Source organism: Aminobacter sp. Y103A (assembly GCF_030294925.1).
GTDB classification, from domain to species: Bacteria; Pseudomonadota; Alphaproteobacteria; order Rhizobiales; family Rhizobiaceae; genus Aminobacter; species Aminobacter ciceronei.
The window spans coordinates 2,384,995-2,405,438 of the sequence record NZ_AP017986.1 but is presented as its reverse complement, the minus strand read 5'-3'; the positions used below and the strand labels follow the sequence as shown (position 1 = coordinate 2,405,438).

Annotated in this window: 17 protein-coding genes; 14 read left to right on the top strand and 3 right to left on the bottom strand. The window is 64.4% G+C overall.

Annotation, left to right across the window (positions count from 1 at the left end; genetic code table 11):
• Positions 1–91: 91 nt before the first annotated feature.
• The 3 genes from Amn_RS11695 to Amn_RS11685 form a co-directional block, all read right to left on the bottom strand.
• Complete coding sequence (locus Amn_RS11695) at positions 92–1,426, bottom strand: uracil-xanthine permease family protein (protein ID WP_286297167.1); 1,335 nt, start codon at positions 1,424–1,426, stop codon at positions 92–94.
• A 71-nt stretch (positions 1,427–1,497) separates the two neighbouring features.
• The gene (locus Amn_RS11690; protein WP_286297165.1) at positions 1,498–2,850 is read right to left on the bottom strand and encodes an 8-oxoguanine deaminase; all 1,353 of its coding nucleotides are present in this window, start codon (positions 2,848–2,850) and stop codon (positions 1,498–1,500) included.
• Positions 2,851–3,129: 279 nt separating this feature from the next.
• Positions 3,130–4,344 (bottom strand): ROK family transcriptional regulator, encoded by a 1,215-nt coding sequence (locus Amn_RS11685; protein WP_286297164.1) that lies wholly within the window; start codon positions 4,342–4,344, stop codon positions 3,130–3,132.
• Between the two features lie 237 nt (positions 4,345–4,581).
• Between Amn_RS11685 and Amn_RS11680 the strand changes: the two genes are divergently transcribed.
• The 14 genes from Amn_RS11680 (at position 4,582) to Amn_RS11615 (ending at position 20,429) form a co-directional block, all read left to right on the top strand.
• Complete coding sequence (locus tag Amn_RS11680) at positions 4,582–5,817, top strand: extracellular solute-binding protein (protein ID WP_067963186.1); 1,236 nt, start codon at positions 4,582–4,584, stop codon at positions 5,815–5,817.
• Positions 5,818–6,008: 191 nt separating this feature from the next.
• Positions 6,009–6,893 carry a carbohydrate ABC transporter permease gene (locus Amn_RS11675; protein ID WP_067963190.1) on the top strand — a complete coding sequence of 295 codons (885 nt, stop codon included), beginning with the start codon at positions 6,009–6,011 and terminating at the stop codon, positions 6,891–6,893.
• Positions 6,893–7,738, top strand: coding sequence for a carbohydrate ABC transporter permease (locus Amn_RS11670; RefSeq protein ID WP_182573698.1), 846 nt, complete (start codon positions 6,893–6,895; stop codon positions 7,736–7,738). Before Amn_RS11675 ends, Amn_RS11670 begins: the two co-directional genes overlap by 1 nt.
• 5 nt (positions 7,739–7,743) lie before the next feature.
• Entirely contained in the window at positions 7,744–8,760 is a 1,017-nt protein-coding gene (locus Amn_RS11665) for an SIS domain-containing protein (protein WP_286297162.1), read from the top strand.
• Positions 8,761–9,690 (top strand): PfkB family carbohydrate kinase, encoded by a 930-nt coding sequence (locus tag Amn_RS11660; protein ID WP_182573697.1) that lies wholly within the window; start codon positions 8,761–8,763, stop codon positions 9,688–9,690.
• Positions 9,687–10,799, top strand: a complete 1,113-nt coding sequence (locus Amn_RS11655; protein WP_067963199.1) for an ABC transporter ATP-binding protein — start codon at positions 9,687–9,689, stop codon at positions 10,797–10,799. The genes Amn_RS11660 and Amn_RS11655 overlap by 4 nt, the downstream gene beginning before the upstream one ends.
• Positions 10,800–11,102: 303 nt before the next feature.
• The gene (locus tag Amn_RS11650) at positions 11,103–12,395 is read left to right on the top strand and encodes an NCS2 family permease (protein WP_067963201.1); all 1,293 of its coding nucleotides are present in this window, start codon (positions 11,103–11,105) and stop codon (positions 12,393–12,395) included.
• A gap of 406 nt (positions 12,396–12,801) precedes the next feature.
• On the top strand, positions 12,802–14,331 hold the full coding sequence (gene glpD / locus Amn_RS11645) for a glycerol-3-phosphate dehydrogenase (RefSeq protein ID WP_192317129.1): 1,530 nt from the start codon (positions 12,802–12,804) through the stop codon (positions 14,329–14,331).
• Between the two features lie 37 nt (positions 14,332–14,368).
• On the top strand, positions 14,369–15,451 hold the full coding sequence (locus Amn_RS11640) for an ABC transporter ATP-binding protein (protein WP_286297161.1): 1,083 nt from the start codon (positions 14,369–14,371) through the stop codon (positions 15,449–15,451).
• Positions 15,452–15,460: 9 nt separating this feature from the next.
• Positions 15,461–16,528 carry an ABC transporter ATP-binding protein gene (locus Amn_RS11635; RefSeq protein ID WP_067963207.1) on the top strand — a complete coding sequence of 356 codons (1,068 nt, stop codon included), beginning with the start codon at positions 15,461–15,463 and terminating at the stop codon, positions 16,526–16,528.
• Positions 16,529–16,531: 3 nt separating this feature from the next.
• On the top strand, positions 16,532–17,398 hold the full coding sequence (locus Amn_RS11630; RefSeq protein ID WP_067963210.1) for a carbohydrate ABC transporter permease: 867 nt from the start codon (positions 16,532–16,534) through the stop codon (positions 17,396–17,398).
• A gap of 49 nt (positions 17,399–17,447) precedes the next feature.
• Positions 17,448–18,335: a carbohydrate ABC transporter permease gene (locus Amn_RS11625; RefSeq protein WP_376775254.1), complete on the top strand. Its 888-nt coding sequence runs from the start codon at positions 17,448–17,450 to the stop codon at positions 18,333–18,335.
• Positions 18,336–18,348: 13 nt separating this feature from the next.
• Positions 18,349–18,630 carry a DUF2160 domain-containing protein gene (locus tag Amn_RS11620; protein WP_067963213.1) on the top strand — a complete coding sequence of 94 codons (282 nt, stop codon included), beginning with the start codon at positions 18,349–18,351 and terminating at the stop codon, positions 18,628–18,630.
• Between the two features lie 74 nt (positions 18,631–18,704).
• Entirely contained in the window at positions 18,705–20,429 is a 1,725-nt protein-coding gene (locus Amn_RS11615) for an ABC transporter substrate-binding protein (RefSeq protein WP_067963216.1), read from the top strand.
• Positions 20,430–20,444: the final 15 nt, after the last annotated feature.

Genomic DNA, 20,444 nt, shown 5'->3' with positions numbered 1-20,444 from the left:
TCGCGCTCGGCGTCAGCGCCGAGCGCGAGTCCATCGCCGCGTCCATGTCCCAGCCGATCGACGCCGGATCCTCGGCCCGGCTGCTCCTGTTTCAGCGCGAGCGCAGGAACTCGGGAAGACGAACCAGGACGATCTCGGCGACCATGACGGTCACCGCGCCGACCACGATGGAATGCGCGAGCATCTCGCCAAGGATCTGCGGCAGCCCGCCCGACAGGGCCCCGGCCAGCGCAGGAATGCCCAGCCCGGCCATCAGGCCGAGCGGGGCCACCATGTTCTTGACAGGTGAACCCCGGTCCTGGCTCGCCATCTGGATGCCGGTCATGACCACGGTTGCCGCCGCCGGCAGGAACAGCCCGCCGACAACCGCCGCCGGTGTCGCCACCAGCACCGCTGCGACCTTGGGCAGGAATGCCAGGGCGATGAAGATGAAGCCGGCGACGCGGACGACATGCCGGCTGGCGACGCCGGTCAGCCTGATGACGCCGAGATTCTGCGCGTATGCCGTCGTGCCGAAACCGCCGATCAGCGCTGCCAGCATCGAACCACCGGCTTCACCGGCAATGCCGGCGTTGACGCGGCGGTCGTCGAGTTCGACGCCTGTGAGCCGCGCCGTCGCCTCATACATGCCCATGGCCTCGACGACGGCAACGACGAAGACGATGCACATGGTGATGGTGATCGCCGGGTCGAAGGTCAGCGCGCCATAGGGCAGCAGTTTCGGGAAAGCCAGCCAGGGCGCCTGGCCGACGCTGGAGAAGTCGAGCAGTCCAAGGCCCAGGGCCAGCACATCGCCGACGATGAGCGCGGTCAGGAAGCCGAACATGCGCAAGGTACCGCCGAAGGCGGCGCTGAGCAGCACCACCGCCGTCGTCACACAGGCCAGGAACAGGCTCGATCCCGTGGCAAAGCTTGGCGAGCCGATGCCGCCGAAGAACTCCATGAAGGTGAACCCGGCCAGTGCGACCCCCACAAGGGTGATGATCGTTCCGGAGACGGCCGGCGACAGCAGCCGCCGGAGCTTGGCGAACTGGCCGCATACGGAGGCAAGGAAGACGAGTGCCGCGCCGATGATCAGGCCGAGGCTTGCCGCGGAAATCGTCCCTGCCTTGTAATAACCGATGGCCAGTGGCGAAAAGGCCGAGGACGGCCCCTGCACCACCGGCAAGCGGACCAGCCTGGTGCTCTGCACGACGGTGACCACGCCTGCAGCGAGGAATGTGGCGGTCACCAGATTTGTCGCCAGCGTGGCGGAGAACCCCGCCACCGAAGCGATGAAGATGGGATCGAGCCAGGCGTTGGACACGAGCGCCTGCTGAAGTCCCAATGCGAAGCGACGCTTGGCGGGGATGACCTCCTCGACATCCCCGACCATGCCGTCGACCGCTTCAAGCTCGCCCATATGGGCATGAACATGATCAGTCATTGATATACGACCTCCTCCCAGAAGTATGAGCCGCCTCCGCGGCAATAGATGAAATTGGGCCGATGGCCCGGTCAGGCCTCGAGGCACTGCATGCGACGCGAATGGCGGGCATGCTCGCGCAACACGTCGCCGAGTTCGGTCATCACCGGACGGCAGTCCTCGACGAGCACCTTGCCTGAGACGACGGTGGTGCCGGCGACCGCGGGGCCACAGCGCAGCCAGGCCTCGACCGGATCGCTATGGGCGCCGGCAAGCGCCACATCCGACATGCTCCAGACGACAAGGTCGGCGCAGGCGCCCGGCCTCAGATGGCCGATCTCATCCTCCCAGCCGAGACAGGCGGCGCCGCCCCGCGTGGCTATGTCGAGCGCATCGCGCGCCGACATCGAATGCGGTCCGTTGCGATAGCGTCCGAGCAACAGCGCCGTGCGCGCCTCCAGCCACATCGACGCATGGTCGGTCGAAGCCGAGCCATCGCAGCCAAGGCCGACGCGCATGCCGCGGGCGCGAAGCCCCATGGCGTCGGCCGAGCCGCCGCCGATCAGCATGTTCGAACAGGGGCACTGGGTGGCGCAGACGCCGGCATGTGCGAGGCGTCCGATCTCGGCATCGGTCGGATAGATGAAATGCGCGACCCAGGAGCGCTTGCTGGCCCAGCCGACACGCTCGAAATATTCGGTCGGCGTACAGCCATACACCTCGGCGCAATATCTATCCTCCTCGGGGTCCTCGGCGAGGTGGGTGTGCAGCCTGAGATCATATTTGTCGGCCAGCCGCGCCGATTCCGACATGATCCGCTCGGTCACTGAGAACAGCGAGCAAGGCGCGAGCGCCACGCGCGTCATCGCGCCCGGCCCGGCATCGTGGTAGCTCTCGACCAGCCGGACGCTGTCTTCGAGGATGTCGTCCTCGCGCTGCACCACCGAGGCAGGCGGCAGGCCGCCATCCTCGACCGAGCGCGTCATCGACCCGCGTGTCGCATAGAAACGGAAGCCGATGTCGGTGCTGGCGCGGATCTGGGCATCGATCAGCCTGGGCCTGGGATGGACATACATGTGGTCCATCGAGGTGGTGCAGCCGCCCATCAAAAGCTCGGTCATCGCGACATAGGTGGAGGCATAGACCGATTCCTCGGTCAGCCCGGCCCACATCGGGTAGAGCCCGGTCAGCCATTCGAACAGCGAACCGTTGGTCACCGGCGCGTAGGACCGCGTCAGGTTCTGGTACATGTGGTGGTGGGCGTTGATCAGCCCCGGCGTGACCAGCCGGCCGCGCGCCGAGATGGTCCTTGCGGCGACCGGCTCGTCGCCGGCCTTGCCTACGGAATGAACTCTCTTGTCTTTGACGGCGATCCAGCCGTCGGCGATTTCCCAGCCGCGATCGACATACACATATGCGTCACGGACGAGCAGGTCTACGGACATGCAGCTTCTCCAGGTCGGTTCTCATTCACTCCGACGCAGCTGGCATTCAGCTTCGTCGCGCTATGAGCCCTGTCCCTGGAATTGCGAGTTCCGGATCGTCATCGACTGGTAGGTTGAGCGGGCTGCTCTGATCATGCTGTGCGGGAGATTGCCTTGTCGCGGCATCTCTCCCCGCCTGAGCGAAAGCTCGCGCGCTCGCATCATCAGGCAGGCCGATGCAAACGCAGATTTGCCTTCCTGTCAAATTATTTTCACATCAGGAACCGACGCGCAAAATCCCTAGCCGCCCGAACGGGTCTTGAGGATCGCCGAAAAGCGTGGGTCGAAGGCGCGGCCGATCGGCTCGGCGGCGGCGCCAAGGGCGATCGACCAGGGGTCGGTGATGCCGAGCTGCAGGCGCGGCAAGCTCCGCCCCGGGCGATTGGCGATCGACAGCGGCAGCGGCAGCATCGCCTCGACGATCAGACGGGCCAAGGCCTCGGGCGCGCCACTGGTCAGGATCACCGTCTCCGGGTCGAAAAGCGTTTCGATGAGCTGGACGCTCCAGCGCAGATCCATCGCCGCGTCCCTGACCCAGGCGAGCAACGCCGGATCTTCGGCCAGGGCCAACGCCGCGACATGGTCGTAGAGGCCGGTTTCGGACGGGTCGAGCTCCAGCTGCTGGTAGAGCGAGGCCAGCGAGGCCCGATGCTCGAGCACCGCACCGTCGCTGCCGCGCGGCGACAGCAGCGCCATGCCGATTTCGCCGGCATTGCCGCTGCCGCCCCGGTAGAGCTCGCCATTGAGGATCAGGCCGGCGCCGATGCCGTAGCCGACATAGAGGCAGACGGCGTGATCGAGCCCATGCGCGGCGCCCACCATGCGCTCGGCGATGGCGCAGGCGGCGGAGTCGTTCTGCAGGCTGATGTCGAGGCCGGTGCCGGCGGCTAGCGTCTCCAGCAGCGGATATTTCTGCCAGGCCGGCATCATCCACTTGTTGTCGCCGAACTCCTCCAGCCCGAACGGACCGGGCATGGCGACACCCAGGCCGACGATGCGCTTTTCGGATAGCGCCGAGATCGCGGCGAGGTCGCGCCTGATGCTCTCGACCACGCCGAGAATGATTTTGACGCCGCCATGCGGATCGTCGGGCGGCAGCTTGGCCTCGGCGCGCACCAGAACCGTGCCGACAAGGTCGACGGCGACGGCGCGGGTCAGGTGGCGGTCGATCTGCAGGCCGATGGCAAAGGCGCCTTCGGGCACCAGACGGTAAGGCGTCGAGGGCTGGCCCCTGCCCTTTCTCACCGCGTCGAGCGAGACGACGAAACCGTCGCGTTCCAGCTCCTCGATGATGTTGGACACGGCCTGCTTGGTCAGCTGCGTCGCCCGCGCCAGGTCGGCCCGCGACAGCGCTCCGTTGAGCCGCAACGCGTCCATCATGACACGGCGATTGTGGGCGCTGGTGCCCTCCTGGTTGGTGCCGCTGGTGGCGCGGATCGGGCTGATGTCGCTCAACTGTTTTCCCCTCTTGACTCCAATGATAATTGCAGAAGTAATAAGTCAAGTCAGTTGACTTAATAAGGAACCGCGAGAGTTCCAGGGAACCAAAGGCGGCTGGAGCCGCCGCATTTTTCGACCAGGACAGCCGCTTGCGACAGATCGCGAGGCCAAGGCCCCGTGCTTTCCCAGGCGAGACGGCAGCGTGACGCGCGCCGCCGGACGGATTTGCATAAGTCAAAAATGGAGGATCAAATGTTGAAATCGATTAGCAGGACATTGCTCGGCGCGGCTTTCGTCGGCGGCGCCTTCATGCCTCATGCCTTTGCCGAAACCTCGATCAACGCGCTGTTCATGGCCCAGGCGGCCTATAGCGAGGCCGACGTGCGGGCGATGACTGAAGCCTTCAGCAAGGCCAATCCCGACATCAAGGTCAATCTCGAATTCGTGCCTTACGAAGGCCTGCACGACAAGACAGTGCTGGCCCAGGGGTCGGGCGGCTACGACGTGGTGCTGTTCGACGTCATCTGGCCGGCCGAATATGCCTCCAACAATGTGCTCGTCGACGTCTCCGCGCGCATCACCGAGGAGATGAAGAAGGGTGTGCTTCCAGGCGCCTGGACCACCGTCACCTATGACGGCAAGTCTTACGGCATGCCGTGGATTCTCGACACCAAGTACCTGTTCTACAACAAGGAAATCCTTGAAAAGGCCGGCATCAAGAGCCCGCCCAAGACCTGGGACGAACTGGCCGAGCAGGCCAAGATCATCAAGGACAAGGGCCTGCTGGCAACGCCGATCTCGTGGAGCTGGTCGCAGGCGGAAGCGGCGATCTGCGACTACACCACTTTGGTCAGCGCCTATGGCGGCGACTTCATCAAGGACGGCAAGCCGGCCTTCCAGAGCGGCGGCGGGCTCGATGCGCTGAACTACATGGTGACGAGCTACAGCTCGGGCCTGACCAACCCGAACTCCAAGGAGTTCCTCGAAGAGGACGTGCGCAAGGTGTTCCAGAACGGCGAAGCCGCCTTCGCGCTCAACTGGACCTACATGTACAACATGGCCAACGACCCCAAGGACAGCAAGGTCGCGGGCAAGGTCGGCGTCGTGCCGGCGCCGGGCGTTGCGGGCAAAAGCGAGGTCTCGGCGGTCAACGGCTCGATGGGCCTCGGCATCACCACAGCCAGCAAGCATCCCGAGGAAGCCTGGAAGTTCATCACCTTCATGACCTCGCAGCAAACCCAGAACCAGTATGCAAAGCTCTCTCTGCCGATCTGGGCCTCGTCCTATGACGATCCTGAAGTGACCAAGGGCCAGGAAGAGCTGATCGCCGCTGCCAAGCTCGGCCTTGCGGCGATGTATCCGCGCCCGACGACGCCGAAATACCAGGAGCTGTCGACGGCGCTGCAGCAGGCGATCCAGGAATCGCTGCTCGGCCAGGCAAAGCCCGAAGACGCGCTCAAGAGCGCTGCCGAAAACAGCGGTCTCTAAGCTTTACTGCCCCAAACTCCGGGCCGCTCCGGCGGCCCGGCCCTTTCGTTTTCTGGGCGGGTCCGACCGCCCCGCCCTTTCGGTTCAAGTCACTTCTGGGCCGCTCCGGCGGCCCGGTCCTTTGGTTTCAAATGATTTCCGGACGGCGCCGGTCGCCCGGCCCTTTCGTTCCAACTGAAAAGAGTCGCCTCATGTCGGGCTCATGGATGACGACCCGGGCATGGCTGCTGATGCTGCCGCTGCTCGCGGTCATGATATCAGTCATCGGCTGGCCCCTCGTCGACACGGTTCGCCTGTCCTTCACCGACGCCAGGCTCGTCGGCACCGAGGGCAGCTTCGTCGGCCTCGACAACTACGCCAGGATGCTGTCCGGCGCGAACTTCCAGCGCACGCTTGTGACCACGACATGGTTCGCGGTCATCTCGGTGGCGGCGGAGATGGTGCTCGGCGTGCTCGCCGCCCTGCTCTTGAACCAGCAGTTTTACGGCCGCACCGTGCTGCGTGCGCTGATGATCCTGCCCTGGGCGCTGCCGACAGTGGTCAACGCCACGCTGTGGCGGCTGATCTACAATCCCGAATATGGCGCATTAAACGCGGCACTGACCCAAGCAGGCCTGCTCGACGCCTACCGCTCCTGGCTCGGCGAGCCCAACACCGCGCTGGCAGCGCTGATCGTCGCCGACTGCTGGAAGAACTTTCCGCTCGTCGCCCTCATTGCCCTTGCAGCCTTGCAGGCTGTGCCGCGCGACATCACCGCGGCATCGATGGTCGACGGCGCCGGGCCGATCGCGCGCTTCCGTTTCGTCATCCTGCCCTATCTCGTCGGCCCGCTTCTGGTGGCACTGGTGCTGCGCACCATCGAGGCCTTCAAGGTGTTCGACATCATCTGGGTGATGACGCGCGGCGGGCCGGCCAATTCGACGCGCACGCTGTCGATCCTGGTCTATCAGGAGGCGTTTTCGTTCCAGCGCGCCGGCTCGGGCGCGTCGCTGGCGCTGATCGTCACCTTGCTGGTCACCGTGCTGGCCGTCGCCTATGCGGCCCTTGTCAGGAAAGCTGCGGGGAGTGCGAGCTGATGGAACGCAGGAGCCTGGCTTTCACCATCTTCATCCATGCCGCAGCGCTGCTTCTGGCGGTCGTCATCCTGGCGCCGGTGCTGTGGCTGTTCGTCATGAGCATCTCGCCGACGGCCGACCTGTCGGCCAAGCCGTTGCGCTGGTGGCCCGCGGAGGTCGACTTTTCCCGTTACGCCTTGCTGCTTTCATCAGTCGAAAACAGCGCCGGCGCCGCCTTCACGGCCTCCCTCTGGAATAGCCTTAAGATCGCCGGCATGGCGACGATTGCAGCGATTGCGCTTGCCATCCCGGCCGGCTGGGCGGTGTCGCGCACGCCTCAGGTCGGCTGGTCGCTGTCGATGGTGATCGCCACCTACATGTTGCCGCCGGTGGCGCTCGCCGTGCCGCTCTATATGGGCCTGGCCTATTTCGGCATGCTCAACAACATTTTCGGCCTGGCGCTGGTCTATCTCACCATCCTCGCCCCCTTCACCACCTGGCTGATGAAATCGGGCTTCGATGCCATCCCGCGCGAGATCGAAGCATCCGCGATGATCGACGGCGCCAGCCTGTTCCAGACGCTGCGCATCATCACCTTGCCGCTGGCAGCACCCGTTGTCGCGACGTCGGCACTGTTTGCGCTGCTCCTGGCCTGGGACGAGTTCTTCTATGCGCTGCTGTTTACCTCCGACCTGCGCGCCAAGACGCTGACGGTCGCCATCGCCGACCTCGCCGGAGGCCGCGTCTCGGATTACGGTCTGATTGCCACCGCAGGCGTGCTGGCTGCCCTGCCGCCGGTGCTGATCGGGCTCGTCATGCAGCGTGCCCTGATTTCGGGCCTGACCAGCGGCGGCGTGAAAGGATGATGACCATGACCTCACCGAAGCCCAGACCTGCCGGCCTCTTGGCCATCGACCGCGAAATGGCGCGGCAGAATGGCGACGCCCTGGCGTCCTTCGCCGAAAACGCCGGAATGGCGGCCCGGGTCGCCGCCTCGCTCGAAAGGACCGGCAGGCTGCTGCTGCTCGGCATGGGCGGCTCGCATGCCGTCGGCCGGGCGGTCGAGCCGCTCTATCGCGCGCTCGGCATCGACGCCATTGCCCTGCCGCTGTCGGAGCAACTCGGCCAGGGGCTCTCGCTCGATGGCCGCACGGTGATCATGACGTCGCAGTCGGGCGAAAGTGCCGAGGTGCTGCGCTGGTTCACCGAGACGGGCGGCAACAGCGAGACTTTCGGGCTGACGCTGGAGGCCGGCTCGTTCCTGGCCCGGACAGCACCTTCGCTGGTCGGCGTCGGCGGCACCGAGCTCGCCTTTGCCGCGACCCGCAGCCTGACGGTGACGCTTTCGCTTCACCTCGCCATTCTCGCCGCGCTTGGCGAACATCCGGGCGGGGCGCTTGTCGCCCTGCAACTGCCCGAGGTCGTCGATGTTGGTCCCGCGCTCAAGGCTTTGGCCGATGTCGACACCGTCGTCACCTCGGGCCGGCGCCTGCAGGGCGTTGCCGAGGCGCTGGCGCTTGGCCTGACCGAACTGTCGCGGCGGCCGTGCTTTTCGCTCGAGGGCGGACAGCTGCGGCACGGGCCGATGGAGATGCTTGGGCCCAACATCGGGGTCGTGCTGTTCCGGGGCAAGGACCCGACGGCACCGCTTGTCACCGCCATGGCCGTGTCGGCTGTCGAGACCGGTGCTGCCGTCGTCATCTTCGATTCCTCTGATGAGGCGCCGGTGGCGGGCGCGACGACCCTTGCCTTCAAGCCGGCAACCGGCATGGACGCCATTTTTGCCATGCTGCCGACAGCCCAGCGGCTGATGATCGCCTTTGCCGATGCCCGTGTCGACGACGCCGGCACGCCGGTGCGTTCGACCAAGATCACGCGGAGCGAATGAATGCGTCCGCTTGCTGTCATCGGCAACGTCAATGTCGACCTCATCCTGGGGCCGACAGCACCCTGGCCGAGGGCAGGAACGGAGATCATCGTCGACCATGACGAGTTGCGGGTCGGCGGCCAGGCGGGCAACAGCGCGCTTGCCTGGGATGCGCTCGGCGTCGACTTCGAGATATCAGCCAATGTCGGCAACGACCAGTTCGGCCTGTGGCTGCGCGACGCCTTCGGCGATCGGGCCGCCAGATGGCCTGTTACTGCCGAGCGCACGACGCTTTCGGTCGGCATCACCCATCCCGACGGCGAACGCACCTTCTTCACCACCCATGGCCACCTGCCCCGCTTCAGCCTGGCCGATGTGTTGTCGGTGCTCGACGGCGCGCAGCTTTCCGGCGGCTACGCCTTGCTCTGTGGTGCGTTCCTGACCACCGAGCTTACGCGCGACTACGACGCCTTCTTCGACTGGGCGCATGGCCATGGCATCTCGGTCGTGCTCGACACCGGCTGGCCACCCGACGGCTGGACCGAGCACAACTGCGCCTTGACGCGGACATGGCTTGCGCATTGCGACTGTGCGTTGCTGAACGAAGTCGAGGCAACGACCCTTGCAGGCCTCGACAGTCCGGCCGAAGCCGCAGTCGCCTTGTGGCGCAGCATGCCCGAAGGCGCGATCCTGGTCGTCAAATGCGGTCCGGACGGCGCCGTCGCCATCGGTCCCGGCGGCGAACTGGTGTCGGTGAAAGCACCCGTCGTCACGGTCATCGACACGATCGGCGCCGGCGACGTCTTCAATGCTGCCTTCCTGGCAGCGCTTGCCGGCGACCGGCCGCTGGCTGCCTGCCTCACCGCGGGCGTGCAGGTCGCCTCGCGTGCCATTTCCACCTTGCCCCGCCTCTATGGCGGGTTGCCCGAGATCAGGGACGAATTTGCATGAGTGCGCTCGACATCCAGAACATCCGCAAGAGCTACGGCGCGGTCGAGACGCTGAAAGGCATCGACATCGCGCTGCAGAGCGGCGAGTTCCTCGTCCTGCTCGGCTCGTCGGGTTGCGGGAAATCGACGCTGCTCAACATCATAGCCGGGCTTGCCGAAGCCACCAGCGGCGACATCCGCATCGCCGGCAGGTCCATCCTCGGCGTTCATCCCAAGGACCGCGACATCGCCATGGTGTTCCAGTCCTATGCGCTCTACCCCAATCTCAGCGTGCGCCGGAACATCGGCTTCGGCCTGGAGATGCGCAAGGTGCCGCTTGCCGAACGTGAGAAGGCCGTCGCGGAGGCGTCGCGCCTGCTGCAGATCGAGCCCTTGCTCGACCGCAAGCCGAGCCAGCTCTCCGGCGGCCAGCGCCAGCGCGTCGCTATCGGCCGGGCATTGGTGCGCAAGCCCCAGGTGTTCCTGTTCGACGAGCCTCTGTCCAATCTCGATGCCAAGCTCAGGCTCGAAATGCGCACCGAACTCAAGCGTCTGCACCAGATTCTGAAGACGACCGTCGTCTACGTCACCCACGATCAGATCGAGGCGATGACGCTGGCGACACGCATCGCGGTGATGAAGGATGGGCGCATCGAACAGCTCGGCACGCCGGAAGAGATCTACAACCAGCCCGCCACGCTTTATGTCGCCGGCTTCGTCGGCGCCCCGCCGATGAACATGATCGACGTCGAGGTCGACAATGGCGCGTTACGAATCGTCGGATCCGAGGTTCGCTTGCGTTTGCCCGACCGTTTCAGGCCACTCCTCCAGGCCCCAGTTGTCCAGGACAAGACGCGGCTTGCGCTCGGCATCAGGCCGGAGGCACTGCGGCTGGCGTCACTTGACCAGGCAGGCGACCAGGCCGGCGGCCATGTGCTGCCGGTGCGGATCGAAGTGGTCGAACTGACCGGACCCGAACTTGTCGCCACCGCGCGCATCGGCCCGCAAAAGCTCACCGCATGTCTTGCGCCAAGAGCCAGGGTCGGCCAGGGTGACGTGGCGGCATTTGCCGTCGACGACGACGCGCTGCACCTGTTCGACCCGGCAACCGGCCAGGCGCTGCTCGCCTGAGGCATCGTCCGAACGGGCGCAATCCATCAACAAAAACGCGAAACTGCTTAAAGCAACCGCCACTTGTGCGATGGCTGCATCAGGCAGAATTTAGGCCACGTTTGCGCAGGCAATCATGCCTTGCGCCATTTGTTGGCGGAAGCCGGTCCGGGGTGGAGACGCAAGACGCGTCCTGGGTCGGCACGAGAGGGCAGCAGGAGTTCGGCAGGAAAACGCCGGCGGCCATGCGGGGAAAGCATGGGTGCGTCGGCAAGCCTGCGCCAGGACCAGGCTGCCCCCTAACCGTCTGGGAGGAAGCAAAGAGTGCTTGAGAAGTATTTCAACCTGAAGGAACAAGGGACATCGGTCCGGACCGAAGTGATCGCCGGTGTCACGACCTTCCTGACCATGGCCTACATCATCTTCGTCAACCCGGAGATCCTGTCGTCGACGGGCATGGACCGCAACGCCGTGTTCGTTGCCACCTGCCTTGCCGCAGCGATCGGCTCGCTGGTCATGGGCCTGGTGGCGAAATGGCCGATCGGCATGGCGCCGGGCATGGGCCTGAACGCCTTCTTCGCCTTTACCGTCGTCGGCGCCATGGGCTTTTCCTGGCAGCAGGCGCTGGGCGCGGTGTTCATTTCAGGCGTGATCTTCCTGATCCTGACCGTCAGCGGCGTGCGCAGCTGGCTGATCGCCGGCATCCCGCACTCGATGCGCAGCGCCATTGCCGCCGGTATCGGCCTGTTCCTCGGCATCATCGCGCTGAAAAGCTCCGGTATCGTCGTGGCCAGCCCGGCAACGCTGGTGACGCTGGGCGACGTCAGCCAGACCGGGACGCTGCTTGCCATCGCCGGCTTCTTCATCATCGCGGCCCTTGACGCGCTCAAGGTGCGCGGCGCGATCCTGATCGGCATTCTGGTGATCACCATCGCCTCGATGGCGCTCGGCGTCAGCCAGTTCAACGGCATCGTCTCGATGCCGCCGTCGATCCTGCCGACCTTCCTGCAGCTCGACGTCTTCGGCGCCCTGCATGCCGGCCTGGTCCATGTCATCCTGGTGTTCGTGCTGGTCGAGGTCTTCGACGCCACCGGCACGCTGATCGGCGTCGCCAAGCGCGCCGGGCTGATCGAGCCGGGCAAGCCCAACCGCCTCGGCCGCGCCCTTCTGGCCGACAGCACGGCCATCGTCGCGGGCTCCCTGCTCGGCACCTCGAGCACGACGGCCTATGTCGAAAGCGCCTCGGGCGTGCAGGCAGGCGGCCGCACCGGCCTGACCGCTTTGGTCATCGGCGTGCTCTTCCTCGCCGCGCTGTTCTTCTCGCCGCTGGCCGGCTCGGTGCCTGCCTATGCGACGGCGCCTGCCCTGCTCTATGTCGCCGGCCTGATGATGCGCGAGCTGGTCGAGGTCGAATGGGCCGATATCACCGAGGCAGCACCGGCGGCGCTGACCGCGCTGATGATGCCCTTCACCTACTCGATCGCCAACGGCCTTGCCTTCGGCTTCATCAGCTATGCCGCGCTCAAGCTGCTCACCGGCCGTCCCGGTGAAGTCCATGCCGCGACCTGGCTGGTGGCGATCCTGTTCGTCATTCGCTTCGCCTTCTTCCCCCACTGACTTTCGCGAACCCCATCTGCAGCCGGGGCCGCCGACGCGGCCCCGGCTTTTTGTTGTCCACAGCCGGCCGCACAGACGCCGCCTGCCGCCGCGACATGCACCGGAAATTCCGCTTTCGTTTTGGTCAATGAAGGCTGAAAACGAAGATCACAACCGGGAATTGTCCTGCATTGCCCGAGGGCAACAGTGTTTCGCCTGGCGAAAAACAGAATATTCCGCCCTTTTGTAGGCTTTTAGCCGTCTAAACTGACGGATACACACCAAGCCCCTGCCCCTGACACAACGTCAGCATGTCAGCCTGCGATCAGCGATATATTTCGTTTGACATTCACTTTCAGTTCGAAATAATCCAAATCGAGCTTCGAATGGTGCTTAAATTGCTGCAGTGCGAAAAGGCGGCGAAGGCGTGAGCAGACCCGAAATCCACGACATCTTCGTTATCGGCGGCGGCATAAATGGCTGCGGAATCGCCCGCGACGCGGTCGGCCGCGGCTACTCCGTCTACCTTGCCGAAATGAACGATCTCGCCTCCGGCACCTCGTCCTATTCGACCAAGCTGATCCATGGCGGGCTGCGCTATCTCGAACATTACGAGTTCCGCCTGGTGCGCGAAGCGCTGATGGAACGCGAGGTGCTGTGGAAGAATGCGCCTCACATCATCTGGCCGATGCGCTTCGTGTTGCCCTATGCCAAGGGCCTGCGCCCGGCATGGCTGATCCGGCTCGGCCTGTTCCTCTACGACCATATTGGCGGCCGCAAGCTGTTGCCGCCGACACGCACGCTCGACATGCACAGCGACGTCGCCGGCAAGCCGCTGAAGCCGATGTTTGCGCGCGCCTTCGAATATTCCGATGGCTGGGTCAACGATGCACGGCTGGTCGTGCTCAATGCCCGCGACGCCGCCGACAGGGGTGCCGTCATCCGCACCCGGGCCAAGGTGACGAGCGCGCGCCGCGACAACGGCCATTGGAACATCCGCGTCGAGGACCTGCGCAGCGGCCAGGTCGAAGAGGTCAAGGCGCGGCTCATCGTCAATGCCGCCGGGCCCTGGATCGACCATGTGCTGACCGAAACCGTCGGCCAGAACAACGTCCACAATGTCCGCCTCGTCCAGGGCAGCCACATCGTGGTGGCGAAGAAGTTCGACGATCCGCGCGCCTATTTCTTCCAGAACAAGGACGGGCGCATCATCTTCGCCATTCCTTACGAGGAAGACTTCACCCTGATCGGCACCACCGACCAGGATTATCAAGGCGATCCCCACACCGCCAGGATCAGCCAGGCTGAGATCACCTATCTCTGCGAGGCGGCAAGCGAATATTTCGCCGAGCCGGTGAAACCCGAACACATCGTCTGGACCTATTCCGGCGTCCGCCCGCTCTATGACGACGGCGCCAGCAAGGCCCAGGAAGCGACACGCGACTATGTGCTGAAATCAGATGGCGGCGAAGGCCGCGCGCCGATCGTCAACATCTTCGGCGGCAAGATCACCACCTATCGCCGCCTTGCCGAATCCATGCTCGAGATCATCGAGAAGCAGCTGGGCAAGAGGGGCAAGGCCTGGACGGCAACCGCCGCCCTGCCGGGCGGCGAGTTCGAGGCGACCGGCTTCGACGCCGAAGTGGTCAAGCTCAAGGCTGCCTACCCCTTCCTCGACATGCGCCTCGCCCGCCGCCTGACCAGGCTCTACGGCACACGCGCCAGGACGCTGCTCGGCCTGGCGAAGTCGGAAGCCGATCTCGGGCGCAATTTCGGCGCCGATCTCTACGAGGCCGAGGTCCGCTATCTCGTCGCCCATGAATGGGCGGTGAGCGGCGAGGACGTTTTGTGGCGGCGCACCAAGCGGGGGCTGAAGCTCAGCAAGGAGCAGGCCGCGGCACTCGATGAATTTCTGCAAGGAATGAGCCCAGGCGTGCACAACGCCGCGGCAGAATAGGCCTGCCCGCCTGCATCTGCCTCTGGGAGGAGGATTTATGCTCGAACTGCGCAACGTAACCAAGACGGTGGCCGGCACGGATCATATCCGCGACGTCTCGCTGGCGCTTCAGCACGGCAGCCTGAATGTGCTGCTGGGGCCGACGCTGTCGGGCAAGACCAGCCTGATGCGGCTGATGGCCGGGCTCGACAAGCCGACCGCGGGCTCGGTCTGGTTCGACGGTGTCGACGTCACCGGCGTGCCGGTGCAGAAGCGCAACATCGCCATGGTCTACCAGCAGTTCATCAACTACCCGGCGATGACGGTCTATGAGAACATCGCCTCGCCGCTGCGTGTCGCCGGCGCCGACAAGGCCAGGATCGAACAGGAGGTCAAGCGCGCCGCCGACCTGCTCAAGCTGACGCCCTATCTCGACCGCACCCCGCTCAACCTGTCGGGCGGCCAGCAGCAGCGCACAGCGCTCGCACGGGCCATCGTCAAGAATGCCCGGCTCGTGCTGCTCGACGAGCCGCTCGCCAATCTCGATTACAAATTGCGCGAGGAACTGCGCGCCGAACTGCCGAGGATCTTCGCCGAAACCGGCGCGATCTTCGTCTATGCCACGACCGAGCCGCATGAAGCGCTTCTGCTCGGCGGCAATGTGGCAACGCTGTCGGAAGGCCGCATCACCCAGTTCGGCCCGACGATCGAGGTGTTCCGCAAGCCGGACGACCTGATCACGGCGCGGACCTTCGCCGACCCGCCGCTCAATACCATCGTGTTGAGGAAGAGCGGCCGCAACTTCCAGCTTGATGGTGGGGTGGACCTCCCGGTGCCAGGCGACCTCGCCGGCATTGCCGACGCCAGCTATACGATCGGCTTCCAGCCCCACCATCTTTCTTTTGAGAAGCGCACGACCGACGCCGTCGGCGTCAAGGCCAAGGTGTCGGTCACCGAGATCACCGGCTCGGAGAGCTTTGTCCACCTCAACTACGCCGACGCGCGCTGGGTGATGCTGACCCATGGCATCCGCCAGTTCGAGCCGGACGAGACCATCGAGGTGTTCATCGATCCGCGCCACGTCATGGTCTTCGATGCCACCGGTCGCGCCGCCGGCGCACCCTCGTCACGCGCCGCATAGGAGGGGAAGATGGCACGCATCGACCTGAACCACATCCGCCACGCCTATGGCGCCAACCCGAAATCCGACAAGGACTATGCCCTGCGCGAAGTCCATTACGGCTTCGAGGACGGCGGCGCCTATGCCCTGCTCGGGCCGTCCGGCTGCGGCAAGACCACGCTGCTCAACATCATTTCCGGCCTGCTGCATGCCTCGCACGGCCAGCTTCTGTTCGACGGCAAGGACGTGACCCGGCTGTCCACCCAGGAGCGCAACATCGCCCAGGTGTTCCAGTTCCCGGTCATCTACGACACCATGACGGTGTACGACAATCTCGCCTTCCCGCTGCGCAACCGCGGCGTCGGAGAAGCCGATGTCGACCGCAAGGTGCGCGAGACGCTCGACATGATCGACCTCGCCAGCTGGGCCAAACGCAAGGCGCGCGGGCTCACCGCCGACCAGAAGCAGAAGATCTCGCTCGGCCGCGGCCTCGTCCGCTCCGACGTCAATGCGATCCTGTTCGACGAGCCGCTGACCGTCATCGACCCGCATATGAAATGGGTGCTGCGCTCGCAGCTCAAGCAGCTTCACCGGCGCTTCGGCTACACCATGATCTATGTCACCCACGACCAGACGGAGGCTTTGACCTTCGCCGAGAAGGTGGTGGTGATGTATGACGGCGAGATCGTCCAGATCGGCACGCCGGCCGAGCTGTTCGAGCGCCCCAAGCACACTTTCGTCGGCTATTTCATCGGCTCGCCCGGCATGAACGTCATGCCGGTGGCGGTCGAAGGCCGGCGCGCCCGGCTCGGCGGCCAGACCATCGAGCTGCCCGGCACGCCCAAGGCCGAAGGCGCAAGCATCGAACTCGGCATCCGGCCCGAATATGTCAGGCTCGGCGCCAAGGGCATGCCTGTCACCATACGCAAGGTCGAGGATATCGGCCGCCACAAGGTGGTGCGCGCCAGCCTCGAAGGCCGCGAGATCGCGGCGATCCTCGGCGAGGACGATCACGTGCCGGCCGATCCGCATGTCAGCTTCGATCCTGCCGGCATCAACCTCTACGACAAGTCCTGGCGCGTCGAGATGGGAGCGTAACCCGTGGAAAAGACCTGGAACAACAAGGCCTGGTTCATGGTGCTGCCGGTGCTGGTGCTGGTGGCCTTCTCGGCGGTCATCCCGCTGATGACCGTCGTCAACTATTCGGTGCAGGACACGTTCGGCGGCAACCAGTTCTTCTGGGCCGGCGCCGAATGGTTCGAGGAGATGCTGCATTCCGACCGCTTCTGGGCGGCGATGGGCCGCAACCTGATCTTCTCGGCGATCATCCTGGCGATCCAGATCCCGCTCGGCATCTTCATCGCCCTCAACATGCCGCGGAAGGGCTGGGGCGTGCCGGTCTGCCTGGTGCTGATGGCGCTGCCTTTGCTCATTCCGTGGAACGTCGTCGGCACCATCTGGCAGGTCTTCGGCCGCATCGACATCGGCCTGCTCGGCTACACGCTGCATGCGCTCGGCTTCGACTACAACTATGTCAACGACCCGTTCGACGCCTGGGTGACGGTCATCGTCATGGATGTCTGGCACTGGACCAGCCTTGTCGTGCTGCTCTGCTATGCCGGCCTGGTGTCGATCCCCGACGCCTTCTATCAGGCCGCCAAGATCGACGGCGCCTCGCGCTGGGCGGTGTTCCGCTACATCCAGCTGCCGAAAATGCAGCGCGTGCTGCTGATCGCCGTGCTGCTGCGCTTCATGGACAGCTTCATGATCTACACCGAGCCCTTCGTCGTCACCGGCGGTGGCCCCGGCAACTCCACCACCTTCCTGTCGATCGACCTGGTCAAGATGGCCGTCGGCCAGTTCGACCTCGGCCCGGCGGCGGCGATGTCGATCATCTACTTCCTGATCGTGCTGCTGCTGTCATGGGTCTTCTACACCGTCATGACAAATTACGACGTGGAGAAGTGAGATGGCGGGGACAAGGCAAGCAGTCGCGGACGCCGACAAGGACAAGATGATGCGGGATGCCGTGACCTCGACGGGCGTTGTCCATGGCGGCGCTCCAGACGAGGCGCTGGCGCGCAGGATGCGGCGGCGCGGCGAGGAATCGCGCTTCTGGTGGGTGGTGCCGACGCTCTACATCATCTTCCTGATGCTGCCGATCTACTGGCTCATCAATATGAGCTTCAAGTCGAACCAGGAAATCCTGGGCACATTTTCGCTCTGGCCGCAGAACCCCACTCTGCGCAATTACGGCGTGATCTTCACGGATCCGTCCTGGTACAAGGGCTACATCAACTCGATCATCTATGTGGTGATGAACACGGTGATCTCGATCGCCGTCGCCCTGCCTGCGGCTTACGCCTTCTCGCGCTACCGCTTCCTCGGCGACAAGCACCTGTTCTTCTGGCTTCTGACCAACCGCATGGCGCCGCCGGCGGTGTTCGCCCTGCCCTTCTTCCAACTCTATTCGGCCTTCGGCCTGATCGACACGCATATCGCGGTTGCGCTGGCGCACTGCCTGTTCAACGTGCCGCTGGCAGTCTGGATCCTCGAAGGCTTCATGTCGGGCGTGCCGAAGGAGATCGACGAGACCGCCTATATCGACGGCTACTCGTTCCCACGCTTTTTCGTGAAGATCTTCGTTCCGCTGATCGCCAGCGGCATCGGGGTCGCGGCCTTCTTCTGCTTCATGTTCTCGTGGGTCGAACTCTTGATCGCCCGCACGCTGACCACCACCGACGCCAAGCCGATCGCCGCGATCATGACACGCACCGTCTCGGCCTCGGGCATGGACTGGGGCGTGCTCGCCGCGGCCGGCGTCCTGACCATCATTCCGGGCGCGCTCGTCATCTGGTTCGTCCGCAACTACATCGCCAAGGGCTTTGCCCTGGGCCGCGTCTGAGGGAGCGTTTGTGATGGACCTTTCATGGATGGCCTGGACGCTGCCGACAGCGGCGTTCTTCATCACCATCTTCCTGATGCTCGTGGGCATGGGCGTGTGGGAATACTTCTCGCCCGGCGGCAATCCGCGCGTCGGCATCCTCCGCTTCGAAACGACCCGGGGCGACAGGCTTTTCGTTTCGCTGCTCGGCAGCGCCTTCATTCATCTCGCATGGCTGGGCCTGATCGGGCCCAACCTGTGGTGGGCTCTCGCTCTCGCAGTGGTCTACGCGATCGGCGTATTCCGCTTCGTCTAGAGGGGGAAATGTTGGGCCGCCGCAAGCCCGCGGCGGCGCCAAATGGCAATGCAACCTTGTTTGGGAGGAAATTAATGCGACGCCATATTCTAGCATCAACAAGCGTGATCGCCCTGCTCTTGGGATCAAGCAATGCCTTTGCCGGCATGGACGAGGCAAAAGCCTTCCTCGATACCGAGATCAAGGATCAATCGGCGCTCGACCGCGCCGGCCAGGAAGCCGAAATGCAATGGTTCGTCGATGCGGCGAAGCCTTTCGCCGGCATGGAGATCAAGGTCGTCTCGGAAACCATCACCACGCACGAATATGAATCGAAGACGCTCGCCAAGGCGTTCAGCGACATCACCGGCATCAAGATCACGCATGACCTGATCGGTGAAGGCGACGTCATCGAAAAGCTGCAGACGCAGATGCAGTCGGGCGAAAACATCTATGACGCCTATGTCAACGATTCCGACCTGATCGGCACCCACTGGCGCTATCTGCAGGCCCGCAGCCTGACCGACTGGATGGCCAATGAGGGCAAGGACGTCACCAACCCCAACCTCGACATCGCCGACTTCATCGGCACGAAGTTCACGACAGCACCCGACGGCAAGCTCTACCAGCTTCCCGACCAGCAGTTCGCCAACCTCTACTGGTTCCGCTACGACTGGTTCAACGACGAGAAGAACAAGGCCGACTTCAAGGCGAAATACGGCTACGACCTCGGCGTTCCGGTCAACTGGTCGGCCTATGAGGACATTGCCGAGTTCTTCACCGGCCGCGACGTCAACGGCCAGAAAGTCTATGGCCACATGGACTATGGCAAGAAGGACCCCTCGCTCGGCTGGCGCTTCACCGACGCCTGGCTGTCGATGGCCGGCAACGGCGACAAGGGCCTGCCGAACGGCCTGCCGGTCGATGAATGGGGCATCAAGGTCAATGAAAAGTCGCAGCCCGTCGGCTCCTGCGTCGCGCGCGGCGGCGACACCAACGGACCGGCCTCGGTCTATTCGATCGTCAAGTATCTCGACTGGCTGAAGGCTTACGCGCCGCCGGAAGCCCAGGGCATGACCTTCTCCGAATCCGGCCCGGTGCCGGCCCAGGGCGCGATTGCCCAGCAGATCTTCTGGTACACCGCCTTCACCGCCGACATGGTCAAGCCCGGCCTGCCAGTGATGAACGAGGACGGCACGCCGAAGTGGCGCATGGCGCCTTCGCCGCACGGCGTCTACTGGAAGGACGGCATGAAGCTCGGCTACCAGGACGTCGGTTCGTGGACGATCCTGAAGTCGACGCCTGACGACCGCGCCAAGGCCGCATGGCTTTATGCGCAGTTCGTGACCTCGAAGACTGTCGACGTGAAGAAGAGCCATGTCGGCCTGACCTTCATCCGCCAGTCGACGCTCGACCACAAGAGCTTCACCGACCGTGCCCCACAGCTCGGTGGCCTGATCGAGTTCTACCGTTCGCCGGCCCGCGTTCAGTGGTCGCCGACGGGCACCAACGTGCCTGACTATCCGAAGCTGGCTCAGCTGTGGTGGCAGGCGATCGGTGACGCGTCTTCGGGCGCCAAGACGGCCCAGGAAGCCATGGACTCGCTGTGCGCCGAGCAGGAAAAGGTGCTTGAGCGCCTCGAGCGCGCCGGCATCCAGGGCGATATCGGCCCGAAGATGGCGGAAGAGCACGATCTCGCCTACTGGAATGCCGAAGCGGTCAAGGCCGGCAATCTCGCGCCGCAGCTGAAGATCGAAAACGAGAAGGAAAAGCCTGTCACCATCAACTACGATGAGCTGGTGAAGAGCTGGAGCAAGTAAGCGTTCGGGCGGATC

What these genes read in the sequence shown, in the direction of transcription:
- Amn_RS11695 (WP_286297167.1), bottom strand. Translation starts at nt 1,426, where the DNA reads ATGACTGATCATGTTCATGCCCATATGGGCGAGCTTGAAGCGGTCGAC.
- Amn_RS11690 (WP_286297165.1), bottom strand. Translation starts at nt 2,850, where the DNA reads ATGTCCGTAGACCTGCTCGTCCGTGACGCATATGTGTATGTCGATCGC.
- Amn_RS11680 (WP_067963186.1), top strand. Translation starts at nt 4,582, where the DNA reads ATGTTGAAATCGATTAGCAGGACATTGCTCGGCGCGGCTTTCGTCGGC.
- Amn_RS11675 (WP_067963190.1), top strand. Translation starts at nt 6,009, where the DNA reads ATGTCGGGCTCATGGATGACGACCCGGGCATGGCTGCTGATGCTGCCG.
- Amn_RS11670 (WP_182573698.1), top strand. Translation starts at nt 6,893, where the DNA reads ATGGAACGCAGGAGCCTGGCTTTCACCATCTTCATCCATGCCGCAGCG.
- Amn_RS11665 (WP_286297162.1), top strand. Translation starts at nt 7,744, where the DNA reads ATGACCTCACCGAAGCCCAGACCTGCCGGCCTCTTGGCCATCGACCGC.
- Amn_RS11660 (WP_182573697.1), top strand. Translation starts at nt 8,761, where the DNA reads ATGCGTCCGCTTGCTGTCATCGGCAACGTCAATGTCGACCTCATCCTG.
- Amn_RS11655 (WP_067963199.1), top strand. Translation starts at nt 9,687, where the DNA reads ATGAGTGCGCTCGACATCCAGAACATCCGCAAGAGCTACGGCGCGGTC.
- Amn_RS11640 (WP_286297161.1), top strand. Translation starts at nt 14,369, where the DNA reads ATGCTCGAACTGCGCAACGTAACCAAGACGGTGGCCGGCACGGATCAT.
- Amn_RS11635 (WP_067963207.1), top strand. Translation starts at nt 15,461, where the DNA reads ATGGCACGCATCGACCTGAACCACATCCGCCACGCCTATGGCGCCAAC.
- Amn_RS11625 (WP_376775254.1), top strand. Translation starts at nt 17,448, where the DNA reads ATGCGGGATGCCGTGACCTCGACGGGCGTTGTCCATGGCGGCGCTCCA.
- Amn_RS11620 (WP_067963213.1), top strand. Translation starts at nt 18,349, where the DNA reads ATGGACCTTTCATGGATGGCCTGGACGCTGCCGACAGCGGCGTTCTTC.
- Amn_RS11615 (WP_067963216.1), top strand. Translation starts at nt 18,705, where the DNA reads ATGCGACGCCATATTCTAGCATCAACAAGCGTGATCGCCCTGCTCTTG.